Source organism: Bacillus sp. WC2503 (assembly GCF_052682895.1).
Genome location: NZ_JBQYMD010000001.1, coordinates 971,060 through 984,434 on the forward strand (window position 1 = coordinate 971,060; position 13,375 = coordinate 984,434).

14 protein-coding genes are annotated in these 13,375 nt (G+C 34.2%); 7 read left to right on the forward strand and 7 right to left on the reverse strand.

The genetic code is table 11. The features are described from left to right. Positions 1-22 precede the first annotated feature (22 nt). The gene (locus ACUN26_RS05240) at positions 23-1,096 is read right to left on the reverse strand and encodes a WD40/YVTN/BNR-like repeat-containing protein (RefSeq protein WP_000825308.1); all 1,074 of its coding nucleotides are present in this window, start codon (positions 1,094-1,096) and stop codon (positions 23-25) included. 211 nt (positions 1,097-1,307) lie between these two features. Between ACUN26_RS05240 and ACUN26_RS05245 the strand changes: the two genes are divergently transcribed. Together ACUN26_RS05245 and fbpA are read left to right on the forward strand one after the other, a co-directional pair. Next, the gene (locus ACUN26_RS05245) at positions 1,308-2,207 is read left to right on the forward strand and encodes a cation diffusion facilitator family transporter (protein WP_000510055.1); all 900 of its coding nucleotides are present in this window, start codon (positions 1,308-1,310) and stop codon (positions 2,205-2,207) included. Between the two features lie 193 nt (positions 2,208-2,400). After that, positions 2,401-2,571: a Fur-regulated basic protein FbpA gene (gene fbpA / locus ACUN26_RS05250; protein ID WP_000098300.1), complete on the forward strand. Its 171-nt coding sequence runs from the start codon at positions 2,401-2,403 to the stop codon at positions 2,569-2,571. Positions 2,572-2,623: 52 nt separating this feature from the next. Here the strand turns inward: fbpA and ACUN26_RS05255 are convergent, their stop codons facing one another. Beyond that, a complete protein-coding gene (locus tag ACUN26_RS05255) occupies positions 2,624-3,298 on the reverse strand; it encodes a GntR family transcriptional regulator (RefSeq protein ID WP_001145066.1) in 675 nt (224 codons plus the stop codon). A gap of 16 nt (positions 3,299-3,314) precedes the next feature. Then, positions 3,315-4,280 (reverse strand): DMT family transporter, encoded by a 966-nt coding sequence (locus tag ACUN26_RS05260; protein ID WP_000371443.1) that lies wholly within the window; start codon positions 4,278-4,280, stop codon positions 3,315-3,317. A 167-nt stretch (positions 4,281-4,447) separates the two neighbouring features. Here ACUN26_RS05260 and ACUN26_RS05265 point away from each other — a divergent pair, with 167 nt between their 5' ends. After that, a complete protein-coding gene (locus ACUN26_RS05265; protein WP_000879378.1) occupies positions 4,448-4,759 on the forward strand; it encodes a DUF3784 domain-containing protein in 312 nt (103 codons plus the stop codon). Between the two features lie 38 nt (positions 4,760-4,797). Here ACUN26_RS05265 and ACUN26_RS05270 read toward each other — a convergent pair whose 3' ends face one another. After that, entirely contained in the window at positions 4,798-5,985 is a 1,188-nt protein-coding gene (locus ACUN26_RS05270) for a GTP-binding protein (protein ID WP_000757683.1), read from the reverse strand. Positions 5,986-6,290: 305 nt separating this feature from the next. Between ACUN26_RS05270 and ACUN26_RS05275 the strand changes: the two genes are divergently transcribed. Beyond that, complete coding sequence (locus ACUN26_RS05275) at positions 6,291-6,950, forward strand: class I SAM-dependent methyltransferase (protein WP_001104663.1); 660 nt, start codon at positions 6,291-6,293, stop codon at positions 6,948-6,950. A 333-nt stretch (positions 6,951-7,283) separates the two neighbouring features. Next, entirely contained in the window at positions 7,284-8,687 is a 1,404-nt protein-coding gene (nhaC, locus tag ACUN26_RS05280; RefSeq protein WP_000843971.1) for a Na+/H+ antiporter NhaC, read from the forward strand. A gap of 40 nt (positions 8,688-8,727) precedes the next feature. Here nhaC and ACUN26_RS05285 read toward each other — a convergent pair whose 3' ends face one another. Next, positions 8,728-9,108: a MerR family transcriptional regulator gene (locus ACUN26_RS05285; RefSeq protein WP_000291852.1), complete on the reverse strand. Its 381-nt coding sequence runs from the start codon at positions 9,106-9,108 to the stop codon at positions 8,728-8,730. 16 nt (positions 9,109-9,124) lie between these two features. Further along, positions 9,125-9,835 carry an SDR family NAD(P)-dependent oxidoreductase gene (locus tag ACUN26_RS05290; RefSeq protein ID WP_000759569.1) on the reverse strand — a complete coding sequence of 237 codons (711 nt, stop codon included), beginning with the start codon at positions 9,833-9,835 and terminating at the stop codon, positions 9,125-9,127. Between the two features lie 191 nt (positions 9,836-10,026). Between ACUN26_RS05290 and fumC the strand changes: the two genes are divergently transcribed. Then, a complete protein-coding gene (gene fumC / locus ACUN26_RS05295; RefSeq protein WP_000456622.1) occupies positions 10,027-11,415 on the forward strand; it encodes a class II fumarate hydratase in 1,389 nt (462 codons plus the stop codon). Between the two features lie 107 nt (positions 11,416-11,522). Here the strand turns inward: fumC and ACUN26_RS05300 are convergent, their stop codons facing one another. Next, positions 11,523-11,945 (reverse strand): PH domain-containing protein, encoded by a 423-nt coding sequence (locus ACUN26_RS05300; protein WP_000669052.1) that lies wholly within the window; start codon positions 11,943-11,945, stop codon positions 11,523-11,525. Positions 11,946-12,578: 633 nt separating this feature from the next. Here ACUN26_RS05300 and ACUN26_RS05305 point away from each other — a divergent pair. Then, positions 12,579-13,343 (forward strand): DUF2087 domain-containing protein, encoded by a 765-nt coding sequence (locus ACUN26_RS05305; protein WP_000997951.1) that lies wholly within the window; start codon positions 12,579-12,581, stop codon positions 13,341-13,343. The last annotated feature ends 32 nt before the right edge of the window (positions 13,344-13,375 follow it).

The following is a 13,375-nucleotide window of genomic DNA, read 5'->3' on the forward strand; positions in this document are numbered from 1 at the left end:
ACATTAGGCAGTCTCTTTTTCGTTAAAAACTAGTTATGAGTAAAGCATGCGGATGCTGCGTTTTATACTCATCTTTCCACGGAATGTTTAGTTGTTCCCACGATTCGCCGCTATCATTGGATTGAAAGACGCCATTGTTATTTAAAGTGTAAAACGTATGTGGTTCTGCTGGATTTGTCGCAAACATCGAAATGACTGTACCGATTGCAGACGGTAGTCCTTGCTGTACTTGCTCAAAAGGAGTATCTTTCGTTTTTCGATATATATAAGATTCATAAGGAATACGGTGATGAGCGAGATCGGCACTTGGCGCAGCAGAAACGAGAACAGTATCGCAATCAGCTGGATCGATAGCCATGCTGTATAAATAATGATGCTCAAGTCCTTCACTACATGAGATCCAGCTGTTTCCACTGTTATAACTTTCAAGATAGGCACGATCAGGTCCGCCCATAAATCCGTCACCACATGATGCATAAAGGCGATTGGGGGCTTCGGGGTGCATGAGTAATTGATGGGCGTCGATAGGAGCACCGAATTTTTTATCAATCCATGTATGCCCTTTATCGTTACTTTGAATAACAGCACCAGCTTCGATTGAAACGTGAATTGTATTTGGATTGTTTGGATCAACTGTGATCCAGCGTACGTGATGGGTAAAAGGTCTAGGCGGGAAAGCCCACGTATAAGAAGATAATAATGATTTCATATTTTTAAGTTCCGTCCATGTTTCACCACCGTTTTCTGAACGGAATAAAGCGCTCGGTTCAGTCCCTACATAAACGACTCCATATTCGTTAACTTGTTCATTAGGGCTTATCGTTATAGAAGTGATAGAGGAGTGTAAAATACCATCTTCTTTAGGGAAATCAAAGTAGCGATAGGAATCCCCAATTGGTCTCCACGAATCTCCGCCATCGTCGCTTAACCATAAACCTCGTCCAAATGTTCCGCAATATATACGATTTTGTTGGAACGGATCAACGGCAATACAGGTAGGTTGCATATTTTGCAAGTGACAAGTCGTTTCGTAGTTACCATCTTGTTCTTTCACTACAACAAGTTCACGCTCCATACAGAGAAATAAACGTTTCATTTTCGTAACCTCCTTAAAATTTCTTTCAATAGTAAACAATATGAAAATAAAAAAGAAGTAGTCTTGTTTTTATTTGAGAAAAAGGGATTGTTTAAAAAGTAGCGAAGTGTGTATACAGAGGAAGCGGGGGTTACGGGCGGTCAATTCGGGATAAAGATGGGGAGTTTGTTTCATACTAACATACAGATATGGCACTTAAAGGAGTATAAGTATGGGACATTCACATGATCACGGGCATTCTAAAAATAAAAAGGCGTTACTACTTGCATTCTTACTAACAACAAGCTTTATGGTTGCTGAAGTTATTGGCGGATTTGTAACAAATAGTTTAGCACTATTATCTGACGCGGGGCATATGTTAAGTGATGCAGTATCCTTGGCTTTAAGTTTACTTGCGTTTAAGCTTGGAGAAAAAGCAGCGACGACTGCAAAAACATACGGGTATAAGCGCGTCGAAATGTTAGCGGCATTATGTAACGGTGTCGTTCTTATCGTCATTTCTATATACATTTTTATTGAAGCAATTCGTCGTTTTAAAGAACCAGTTGAGATTGCTAGTAATGGGATGCTCATTATTGCTGTACTTGGTTTGCTTATTAATATTTTATCAGCTTGGATATTAATGAGAGGCGGAGATGTGAAAGGTAATTTGAACTTAAGAAGTGCTTTCTTACACGTACTAGGTGATCTATTAGGGTCAGTTGGAGCGATTATTGCTGCGTTACTTATTAAATTTTTAGGATGGAATGTTGCAGACGCAATTGCTAGTATTCTTGTGTCTATTTTAGTCGTTATTAGTGGGTGGCGTGTAACACGTGATACAGTCCATATATTAATGGAAGGTGCACCGCAGCACATAGATATGGATGAGGTGAAAAATACATTATTAACGATTGCGATTGTAAAAGAAGTTCATGATTTGCACATATGGTCTGTCACATCGGATTTTCAAGTATTAACTTGCCACCTAATTATAAAAGGTAATGAAACGCAAAGTGTATTAAAAGAGGCTACGGATGTATTAAAGGAGAAGTTTCATGTAGAACATGTCACCATCCAAGTAGAAATGGAAGGTGAGTTTTATCATAGCGAGACAACTTGCAAAGTATGAAAGAAAAAGGATCAGAAAAAGTGTCATAACATTTTTCGCAGGGCATACATATATATAATGTGGCCACAAATACTTTGTAAGGTAAATATTTCATAAGATTACTTTACTTATTAAGAATCATCTTTTATAATCAAAAGTGGTAATTGATAAAGATTATCATTTTCAATGATCGTAGAAAGGAGTTTTTTAAAAGATGAGTAGTCAACTCCGTTTTGCTGTTGAAAATCGTAAGAGGCATTTAATTGATGAGTTAATTGGAGCAGGGGTGTTTAAGATTCGCGACAGACAATTATACGAGCTATCTTTAGAGGAATTGGAAAAAGAGTACGAAGATATTGAAGATTACGCGAATATTCAGGCATAGCATATAGATTAGTAAAGAGGGAGCTGGTTACATTTTTGTGTAACCAGCTTTCTTATTCTTTCATAGAAATCATTTTTTGTATTTCTTTCATGGGACGGAGCCAGTTTTGAGCCATCATTTGTTCCATTTGTTTTTCGTCCTGCTTTTGAAGTGCTTGAATGATAGAGTGATGTTCTTTAATAGATTGACTTGCAGGTACAAAGTTTTGGAAAAACAAATATTCAAGTCGTAAAACGTGAAGCTGCATATTTTCTAGAAAAGGTTCAATATATCGGTTTTTAGCAATAGAAGTAATTGTATTGTGAAATTGTATATCTAGTTTTAAAGCTTTTTTTGAATCTTTTTCATGTATAGATTGTTGAAAAGTATCATTTATCTCGGAAAGTAGTTTAATATCAGCATCTGTAACTTTTTGAAGTGCTTGTTTTCCTATAATTGAGTGAAGACCGGCCAGCGTCTCATAAATGATAGATACGTCTTCTAATTTAATAGGAGCAATTTTCGTTTTTTGACCGGGAATCATTTCTACTAGCCCAGAAAGCTCTAAAATTTGTAAAGCTTCTCTAACTGGTGTTCTGCTTACACCTAGTGCTTCCGCCAATTCCCCATCATTAATTTTTTCATCTGGTTGTAATACACCTTCTATAATCCAATCTTGTAGTTGGGTTAAAACGAGTGACTTTGCGGAAACTCTTCCAGGTTTTTTATAATTTTGAGGGACAGGCATAAATAATTCAATCCTTTCATTGTATGTTTTGTTTTTTTCTACTCATAAGTTTTAGCTTCGGTTTTCCTTCATCCGGCTTTTGGCTTAATATAAGCACCATTACAATGACACAAAAAGCACCTAATAACTGAAAAGATTGAAACGGTACGTGCAAAATAAGTACGGAAGAAATAATAGCTGCGAGCGGCTCTGTACAACCAAATAACGTTGTTTCTTTCGGCGTAAGGTATCTTATACTATCTAAGTACAAATAAAATGCTATGAGTGTCCCGAAAATGACTACAAATGTAATGAGCGGGAGGGTACTTAGTTTTACATACTTTATAGTGGATAATAAAATGAATTCGTTTGTGGAAACAAAGTGTAAAATCGTTACACCAATACCCCCAATAATCATACCCCAGCCAACGATAACAGATGAAGACCACTTTTCTAACAATTTTTTTGAATACAAACTATAAAATGCAAGAGATAGTCCAGATAAAATGCCCCAAATGATAGCTGGTGTAGATACAGCTAAGTTATACATAGACCCGTTTGTTAATAAGAGAAAAGTCCCTACTAATGAGAGTGTAATTGAAATATAATCAATTTTTGATGGACGAACGTTCCATTTGAAAAGTAAGTATACAGTGATAAATATAGGGGCTAAATATTGTAACAAAGTTGCAACAGCAGCGTTTCCTTCTTTAATAGAGGCGAAGTACGTATACTGTACAGCAAGCATGCCGAAAAGACCGAACAAAATCATTTTACTAGCGTCGGATTTTTGCTTCCAGATGGCAAAAATCTCTTTTTTTCTCGTTCCGAATGATGAAATAATGAGTAGAATAACCCCAGATATAAGCAAACGGATCGTAACTAACCATTCGGTTGAAACATTTTCATATTGAAAAAGTTGTTGCGCAGCTGTTCCGGACAAGCCCCATAAACAAGCACCGATTATGACCATTATAATTCCTTTTAATCGATTTGGATCCATAAGACATATAATCCTCCTTCCAAAAATATATATTGGATACAATATGCAATATATCACAAAAAAGAGCATCAATAAACTGAAACTTCTAATTAGATGAAAAGTTATTAATAATGGAGACGAAATTTTTTTTGTACGTGGTAAAATATTGTAGAGAGGGTGGTATTGAAATGCTAGCAGGATTTTTGGTTTGTTTATTTGTTGGATTACTTATCATTTTTTTAGGGTATCAAATACATGTGAAAAAGAGATTGTTTTTGTTGGCAGGATATCAAGAAGAAACGTTTGTTGGAGATAAAAATAAATTAGCGAAGCTTTCAGGAGTATTTTCCTATATAGTCGGAGTTGCTACTATACTATTACCGTTTGGCTTAGAAAAAATAGGTGATGTAGTTGGTGTCGGATATGCTACCTTAATTGTTTTCGGTACAATGGTGTTTCTTATGAAAGCAAATATGTTAAATAAGAGTACTACAAAGTGAAAAAAGGCTCCATGCTACGGAAGCCTTTTTTCACTTTGTTATGAAGTATAAGTAAAAGCTGGAATAGGATCAACAAAGTTATTCCAATCTTGTTTCATTTCTTTTTCTGTTAATAGACAACTATCTAATGATTGTTCAATTAAAGAACGATCCATGTCAATTCCGATAAATACGAGTTCAGTTATTCGATCTCCATATTGTTCATCCCAGTTTTTCAATACTTCTGGTTCTTCTGTAATGATTTGATTTTTTTCCGCCTCAGGTAATGCCGCTATCCATTCACCAGCACCTTGAATTGTAATAGAGGAACCAGCTTGTGATAGAAGCCCTATCATAGTATTACGAGAGGCGAGCCAGAAAAATCCTTTCGCTCTTACAACATCTAATGGCCATTTTTCTAGCCAATTCATAAAGCGTTCAGGATGAAAAGGATATTTACGACGGTACACAAAGGAATGAATACCGTATTCTTCCGTTTCAGGTGTATGATGGTCACTATTTAATTCTTGCATCCAGCCAGCCGATTGACTGGCCTCTTCATAATTAAATAAATTTGTGTTTAAAACTTCTTGCAATGGTACTTTGCTAAATGAAGATTCAATAACCTTGGCGCTAGGATTTAATTTCTTTAGTAAATGATGGAGTTCTATCACATCTTCTTTTTCTAGTAGGTCTATCTTATTAAGAATAATTACATTTGCAAACTCAATTTGATCTATTAATAAATCAATAACTTCCCGAGTATCAGTTTCATCGATTGCCTGTTTTCGGTCTAGCAAACTTTCTCCATCTGCAAAATCATCCCAAAATCTATGTGCATCTACAACTGTAACCATCGTATCGAGGTGACAATTTTTCGTTAAATCAATGTTAAGAACTTCATCTGTATAAGTAAAGGTTTGGGCAACTGGAATAGGCTCACTTATACCAGAAGATTCAATAACTATATAGTCAATATCACCATTTTCAACAAGACGATTCACTTCTATCATTAAATCTTCTCGTAGTGTACAACAAATACAACCATTTTGAATTTCTACTAGTTTTTCCTCTGTGCGTGAAAAACCACCTTTTTTTATAAGGGACGCATCAATGTTTACTTCGCTCATATCATTAACGATAACAGCTACTTTTAAGTTGTTCTTATTAGTCAAAATGTGATGTAGTAAGGTAGTTTTTCCAGATCCTAAAAAACCACTTAATACAGTGATAGGTACTTTTTTCATGAAATAATCTCTCCTTCAAATCGTAATAATTACGTTTTATAATAAATGATGGGAAAGGAAAAATCAATAATAAATCATAATGATTACGATTTAAGGTTGGAATATACCATAAAAATTTTGCTGTATTAGGAATCATTTTGACAATCATCCGGCTTAAAGTGAAGGCGAGACAATGAATCTTTAATTGAATTTCAAAAGAATAAATTCTGCATATTTTTATGAAATATAATCATAATCGCAATGAAAAAAAAATAAAGATAAGAGTAATTTGGTTTGTTAAAAATATGTGTATAAGGAGATATGCAATGAACTGGGTTACTCATAAACCATCGTTTGACTTTGAAAAATTTAGTCCTATTATTCGGTCACAATCTGCGTGGAGTGGGCATTTAAATTTCGCATATGACTTAGTACGATTTGAAAAACCAGCAACTTTAGTTGAGTTAGGTACACATCTAGGTGCTTCCTTCTTCAGTTTTTGTCAGGGAGTAAAAGATGGTGGGTTAACTACAAAATGTTTTGCTGTAGATACCTGGGCTGGAGATGGGCATACAGGTCCATATGGAGAAGGGGTTTTTCAAATAGTAGAAAAAGTTGTGAGCGCTAACTACCTTAATATAGGAAAATTAATTCGGTCTACTTTTGATGATGCTATAGATCAGTTTCAAGATGAAACGATAAATCTTTTGCATATTGATGGCTATCATACGTATGAAGCTGTTTCTCATGATTATAAAACGTGGTTACCTAAAGTTTCCAAAAACGGTATTGTATTATTTCATGATATTGAAGTGAGAAGTGGTGATTTTGGCGTGTATAAGTTTTGGGATGAGATCAAGGCGAAGCACCCTCATTTTCAGTTTGGACATTCATACGGACTCGGAGTATTATTTCCAAAAGGGTGTAGTGATAAGTTTTCGGAGATACTTAAAAATAAAGAAGAAATACAAAATTTGTATAAATAAAAGTGGAGCATGCATCATTTTAATGATGTGTGCTTTTTTTGGGGAGAAAAATGGTAGTCCTTAAAAGGTGAAGATAATAGTAAAAAATCTTATTGTGGCAAATATTAAAAAAGTTATTCTTAGATTATTCTATCTAAATAAAAATGTAACATTTTTTATATTTTCCATTGCGAAAAGTAACATCTACTTTTACAATAGAAAAGGTGTCCAATATATTATACTGGAAAAATAAATCGAAATAATATGAAAATTTTGTTTTGTCTTCGCTAATTGTATACTACATACATGTAAGACGACATACATCATGTTATCGACTTGTAAGGAGAGAAAAAAATGAAAAGTGTAAGATTACCATCGATACCAGAAATTATCGTTCTTTTAATGCTATTTCTTGCTGTCGTCTTTTCCTTCCAAACGATTTTTGATCTCCCAATTCAATTAGCGCTGTTTATTTCATGGTTTTTAGTTATTGCGCTTGGATTAAGGTTAGGATTTCGTTATCAAGAATTGCAAGATGCAATTACAAAAGGAATTTCTAATGGATTAGAAGCTATTCTTATTTTAGTTGCAGTAGGGGCTTTAATTGGAACATGGATTGCTGGTGGGGTTGTACCAACATTAATTTATTATGGATTAGAATTTATCCACCCAAGCATATTCTTACTGGCAACTTTAATTATTTGTTCTATAACTTCTATTGCGACCGGAACATCATGGGGAACAGTTGGAACAGCTGGTATAGCTATGATGGCGATTGGTGAAGGGCTTGGATTACCACTTCCGCTTGTTGCTGGTGCAGTTCTTTCGGGAGCTTATTTCGGAGATAAATTATCACCACTTTCTGATAGTACAGTTCTTGCAGCTTCTATGGCAAAAGTAGATGTTATTGCTCACGTTCGAGCTATGCTTGTATTAGACGTTCCAGCGTATATTATTACTAGTATTATGTTTACTGTAGCTGGCTGGATGTACGGCGGGGATAATGTAGATTTGAACCGAGTAGAGTTTTTAAAAGAAGCTTTATTAAAGCAATTTGATATTAAAATATGGATGCTTGTTCCAGCGGTCATTGTTATCGTTCTATTAGCAATGAAGAAACCGTCGATGCCAACAATTGCAATGGGAGCTTTAATCGGTGCAATTTGGGCAACTCTTTTCCAAGGGATGAACTTTGGGGAGGCAATTGGAACAGCTTATAATGGATTCTCAATTCAATCTGGTGTTGAGTTTGTCGATAAGTTATTAAACCGTGGTGGAATTAACGGTATGCTTGGCTCAGTAGCCGTTATTATATTTGGCTTAGGTTTTGGTGGATTACTTGAAAAGCTAGGTGTTCTTAAAGTAATCGTATCGAAATTTGAGAAGAAATTAAATTCTGCAGGTAATGTAACGTTGTCTACATTAATCGTTGCATTTTTAGCGAACGTATTTGGTTGTGCGATGTACGTATCACTTATTTTAACGCCGAAAATTATGGAAGATAGCTATGATAAACTAAAAATAGACCGTCGTGTATTAGCACGTAACTCAGAAGTAGGTGGAACGTTAACTTCAGGTATGGTTCCATGGTCGGATAATGGTATTTTTATGGCTGGTATTTTAGGGGTAGCAACGTTATCATATATTCCATTTATGTGGTTAAGTTTTGTATCGTTAATTTTAGCAGTTATTTACGGATATACAGGCAAGTTCATTTGGTATGTAGATGATGCGGATAAAGGAAAGCAAGCATCATAAATGAAAAATCACCTTCTACACATTGTAGAAGGTGATTTTTTTATTTTGTATTTTGAGCTATTGAGGTTATTTCATGCTCATATTTAGTGATTTTTTGTTGTATCTTTTTTAAGTTCTTTTCAGTATCTTGAATGTGCTGTAAAACATTTATCTTTTGTTGTTTCATTAATTCTAATCGTTGAAGGATAGTAGATTCTCCATCCATGGACCAGTCAATAAATTGTTTTATTTTTTGAATAGGCATACCAGTTTCTTTTAAACATAAAATCATCTCTAAATATTTGAGTGCTTCTTCGTTAAAAACTCGATCTCCTTTTTCATTTCTTTGAAGAAAAGGGAACAGTCCTTGTCGATCGTAATAATGTATTTGAGAAATAGTTAAGTGGTGCATTTTGGCGACTTGACCAATTGTATAATACATGCGATTCATCCTCTTGTTACCAGGGTATAATTCCGTTTTTATTTAATATTTTACCATTATAGTTTGTTGCACTTAATGCATATTTAATAATAATCTTAGCACTTTCATTGGTTGTATGGCCACCAGGTGCATTTCCATTAAGGTCGGTAGTTGTAAAACCAGGTGTTACCCCGAAAACTGCTGGACCGTTAGTACCAAATTCTTTGCTAAAAGCTAATGTTAAAGCGTTAATAGCTGTTGTTGAAGAATTATATCCTAAAGCATTAATTGGATGTGTTTCACCATTAGCGAACATTGTTTGTGAAGCCATGTCAGTTGTTACATTTATTATTTTGCTGTTGTTTGACTTCTTTAATGATGGTAAAAAGGCTTGCATCATTTGGAAAGTTCCAAAAAAGTTAATTTCAAATCCTTGACGTAAAGTTTCAATATTTAATTTGCTAGGTAGCGTATTGAAGTCTAGTGCTATACCTGCGTTATTGATTAGTAAATCTAAGTGATCAGTCGTTTCATACATTTTTTTCATTGCTTTTTGAATGGATTGTGAATTTGAAATATCTACTTGAACATAAGAAACGTTGGAAATATTTAAAGATTTCACAGCTTCTTGACCAAGTTGTTCATTGCGAGCACCTAAAAATACGTGATAGCCTTTCTCTGCTAATTGGCGAACGAGTTCATATCCAATTCCTTTATTTGCACCTGTTACAAAAGCGTATTTTTTCATATTGAATTCCTCCAGTATCTTTTTAGTAGGTCACAATGGAAAGGATACAGCCTAAACTTAAGTTTAGGTCAAGAGGAATTTTAAAAAATAAATATCAAATATTTATATATACGAGTGAGAATCCTTATCATTTGAAGGGAAGTCTGTTAATATAAGAAATGTAGGTATTAAATTTTCAAGGGGATGAAAAAATGGAGTACAGAATTGAAAGAGACACATTAGGAGAAATAAAAGTTCCGGCTGATAAATTATGGGCAGCGCAAACACAAAGAAGTAAAGAGAACTTCCCAATTGGAACAGAGCAAATGCCGCTTGAAATTGTAAAAGCATTTGCGATTTTAAAGAAAAGTGCGGCCCTTAGCAATCAAAAACTAGGGAAGTTATCAGAAGAGAAAGCAAAAGCAATTGTGGAAGCTGCTGATGAAGTGATTGAAGGGAAATGGAATGAGCATTTTCCACTTGTCGTATGGCAAACGGGTAGTGGTACACAATCTAACATGAATGTGAATGAAGTAATTGCAAACCGCGGGAATCAAATTTTGAAAGAAAAGGGATCTGACGTACATATTCATCCGAATGATGATGTGAACATGTCTCAAAGTTCAAACGATACATTTCCAACAGCGCTTCATGTAGCATGTGTAATTGCGGTAGAAAATCACGTATTACCAGCAATTACGAAGTTAAAAGAAACTTTAGCAGAGAAAGCAACTGCATTTGAACATATTATAAAAATCGGTCGTACACATTTACAAGATGCAACACCGTTAACTTTGGGACAAGAAATTAGTGGATGGCACCGTATGCTTGAAAAAACTGAGCGTATGATTGCTGAGAGCAATACATATATGAAAGAGTTAGCAATTGGTGGTACTGCAGTTGGAACGGGTATTAATGCTCATCCTAAATTTGGTGATATGGTATCTGAGGAAATTAGCCAATTTACAGGTAAGAACTTTATTTCTGCACCAAATAAGTTCCATGCATTAACGAGCCATGATGAAGTTGTATATACTCATGGTGCATTAAAGGCATTAGCGGCTGATTTAATGAAGATTGCTAACGATGTACGTTGGCTTGCAAGTGGTCCACGTAGTGGTCTTGGAGAAATTATTATTCCAGCAAATGAGCCAGGAAGCTCGATTATGCCAGGTAAAGTAAACCCAACACAAAGTGAGGCGTTAACAATGGTTGTGGCGCAAGTGATGGGAAATGATACAACAATCGGATTTGCTGCGAGCCAAGGGAATTTTGAGTTAAACGTATTTAAACCAGTTATTGCTTATAACTTCTTACAATCAGCGCACTTATTAGCGGATGCAATTGTTTCGTTTAATGATAATTGTGCAGTTGGTATTGAAGCGGATGAAGAAGTAATTAACGAAAACGTGAATCGTTCATTAATGCTTGTTACAGCATTAAACCCTCATATTGGGTATGAAAATGCAGCGAAAATTGCAAAACATGCTCATAAAGATGGTTTAACTTTAAAAGAGGCAGCATTGCAATCGGGATTATTAACAGAAGAGCAATTTGACGAAATTGTAGATCCGAAAAAAATGATCGCTCCAAAAGAATAATAGAAGAAGCCCAGATTCGAAATTTCGAATCTGGGCTTCTTTCTCACATATAAATTTTAATCCCTTTTTATGTTTTCTTCAACTGCACAACTGTAAGTTCTGAAATATTATTTGGTAGTGGTCGAATGGATTACTTTTATATGTGGGCAGTTCTCTTTTAAGAGTGAAATGAATTTTTCTTCGTCTTGTGGTACGAAAGTTTTCACGGCATCAAATAAATTGTAATCAATTTCTAATTGCTGTCGAGTCCATTTTTCTGAACGGAGTTTTTTGCCAGAGTATTTAATGTGACGAATGTCTTCAAATGGAATTTCAGTGCGCAGTATGAAACCGTGTTTTACAACAATTGATGATTTCGTTATATTATAGTGTGAAAAATAGAATGAAGAAAGATTCACGATATTTAACAGCATCATAAGAGTAAAAAAAATAGAATTTTCATTTTGGAAGAATAGTGAAATGAAAAAAATAATTATAAATAATATAATGAAAATGACGTGAAATGGATTTTTTTTTGCTTTAAATTTCAAGTAAGTCACCTCGATAAAAGTGTTCTTTAAATAAATTAAATCACAATATCTTAATGAAACGCGAAAATATGCAAGATTGCATATTTTTTGGGTTTGTTATTCGTGTAAAATTTTTTGATAGGATAAATGTAAATGAAGTTTTTTTATAGTGGAGTGGCATGAAGTGGCTTATAAGAATAGAAATGTAGCGCTAGTCATATTTAGTTGTATAATGATTATGAGTGGCTGTTCAAATAAAATGGTTGAGGATGGAAACCGAAAACATGTATTTATAGAGACAAGTAAAGTTTTAGTAGAGGTTGTTTACAAAAAATATAAAAGATGAAAGGGTGCTTCCATAAAAGGAAGCGCCTTTTTTGTAGTTAAAATGGAATATTTGATAGGGGGTAAATAGAGGGTTTGTTTCATTTCGGATATCACTTTAATTAAGTTATTACAGTTTCTCCATGGAATAATAATTTCATTATAGTTAGCGGTTATTTGAGAAATTTATAGATGATTTTATAAAAGTTTGCAAAATAGGTAAACGAAACATTGAAATGTCTGATTTCTGTATGTTAAGATGATGAAGTGATAATAAACGTAATTGTAATTTGTTTGTTTTTAAATAAACATTTTGAAGGAGTGTTTAGTGTGAACGATATTTCAGAGAAGTTTTGGGATGCGTCGGTAGAGGAATTGAAAAAAGGGTATGTGTTTGATGAGGAAGCAGAGGAGTATATTTGTTTAGCATGTGGAGAAGCGTTTATTAAAGGAGTTATTTATCAACATAATCAAGTTTTGTATGAAGCAGAGAAGTTTGTCCAATTGCATATGCATAGTGAGCATACGTCTATGTTTGATTATTTATTAAATCTTGATAAGAAGTTTACTGGTTTAACCGATTTACAAAAGAAGATGGTTCAGTTTTTCCATATGGGACTGAATGATAAAGAAATTGTAAAAGAGATGGACGGCGGTAGCACATCGACGATTCGTAATCATCGTTTTACATTGCGAGAGAAGATGAAGCAAGCAAAAGTATTTTTAGCGTTAATGGAATTATCAGAAGAAAAATCGAAGGTACAAACGAAATTTGTACCAATTCATAGAACAGCAACGATGGTGGATGATCGATATAATATTACGGAAGAAGAAAATGATGAAGTATTAAAAACTCATTTTATAGATGGATTAGATGGGCCGCTTTCTAAATTTCCGAAGAAGCAAAAGCGTAAATTAATTATATTACGTCACTTAGTGAAAAAGTTTGATAGTAATCAAAAGTATTCCGAAAAAGAAGTGAATACAATTTTAGAAAATGTATATCCAGATTTCGTGACTTTAAGAAGATATTTAATTGAATATGGATTTTTAGATAGAACAGTAGATGGAAGTCAATATTGGGTGAAGTTATAATAATGCGGAAAGAAAATGAATAGAAGCAAATC

Bases quoted from the DNA above. Each gene is read 5' to 3' on its own strand.
- ACUN26_RS05265 (WP_000879378.1), top strand. From the start codon at position 4,448: ATGCTAGCAGGATTTTTGGTTTGTTTATTTGTTGGATTACTTATCATT.
- nhaC (WP_000843971.1), top strand. From the start codon at position 7,284: ATGAAAAGTGTAAGATTACCATCGATACCAGAAATTATCGTTCTTTTA.
- ACUN26_RS05245 (WP_000510055.1), top strand. From the start codon at position 1,308: ATGGGACATTCACATGATCACGGGCATTCTAAAAATAAAAAGGCGTTA.
- ACUN26_RS05285 (WP_000291852.1), bottom strand. From the start codon at position 9,108: ATGTATTATACAATTGGTCAAGTCGCCAAAATGCACCACTTAACTATT.
- ACUN26_RS05290 (WP_000759569.1), bottom strand. From the start codon at position 9,835: ATGAAAAAATACGCTTTTGTAACAGGTGCAAATAAAGGAATTGGATAT.
- fumC (WP_000456622.1), top strand. From the start codon at position 10,027: ATGGAGTACAGAATTGAAAGAGACACATTAGGAGAAATAAAAGTTCCG.
- ACUN26_RS05260 (WP_000371443.1), bottom strand. From the start codon at position 4,280: ATGGATCCAAATCGATTAAAAGGAATTATAATGGTCATAATCGGTGCT.
- ACUN26_RS05255 (WP_001145066.1), bottom strand. From the start codon at position 3,298: ATGCCTGTCCCTCAAAATTATAAAAAACCTGGAAGAGTTTCCGCAAAG.
- ACUN26_RS05270 (WP_000757683.1), bottom strand. From the start codon at position 5,985: ATGAAAAAAGTACCTATCACTGTATTAAGTGGTTTTTTAGGATCTGGA.
- ACUN26_RS05240 (WP_000825308.1), bottom strand. From the start codon at position 1,096: ATGAAACGTTTATTTCTCTGTATGGAGCGTGAACTTGTTGTAGTGAAA.
- fbpA (WP_000098300.1), top strand. From the start codon at position 2,401: ATGAGTAGTCAACTCCGTTTTGCTGTTGAAAATCGTAAGAGGCATTTA.
- ACUN26_RS05275 (WP_001104663.1), top strand. From the start codon at position 6,291: ATGAACTGGGTTACTCATAAACCATCGTTTGACTTTGAAAAATTTAGT.